The sequence below is a fragment of the Vibrio sp. Y176 genome (genome assembly GCF_033438945.1).
Map to the genome: position 1 here is coordinate 1 of NZ_JAWOQS010001248.1, position 506 is coordinate 506.

Annotated in this window: 1 pseudogene; it reads left to right on the forward strand. The window is 44.3% G+C overall.

The features are described 5' to 3' along the window. A pseudogene (locus R7O13_RS31220) lies at positions 1 to 467 on the forward strand (AAA family ATPase); the annotation flags it as partial. Positions 468 to 506: the final 39 nt, after the last annotated feature.

Genomic DNA, 506 nt, shown 5'->3' on the forward strand with positions numbered 1-506 from the left:
TTGACGATTTAGGACGTCAAGCCATGCCCGTTGATGCGTTGTTGAACCGCTGGATTGTGCCGATGGAGTATTTGTTCGACCATCTAGCACTGCCTAACGGCCAACAAGTTACCGTGCCATTTATGCTGACATTGGCTTTCTCATCCAACTTTGCACCGAGCAAAATTGCAGACCCTGCTTTTTTACGTCGTCTTGGTTACAAAATCGAGTTTAAACCACTGAGTTTGACTGACTATCAAGCCTTGTGGATGTCTCTCGCTAAAGACTATCAGATGACGTTAGTACCAGAGTTTTTCGAAACGTTAAGCCAACTACACCGTGACGATGATGTCGCTTACTTCCCTTGCTTACCAAAAGATTTATTGGGCATTAGCCGAGATATTTTGGTGTTCGAAGGGAAAGAGAAGATCGTCTCGTCAGACATATTAACTCGTGCCTGGGGACTGTACTTCACAGTGGATGAATAGGGAGATTTAAATTATGAGTCGGACTCAAGTCATCATGTT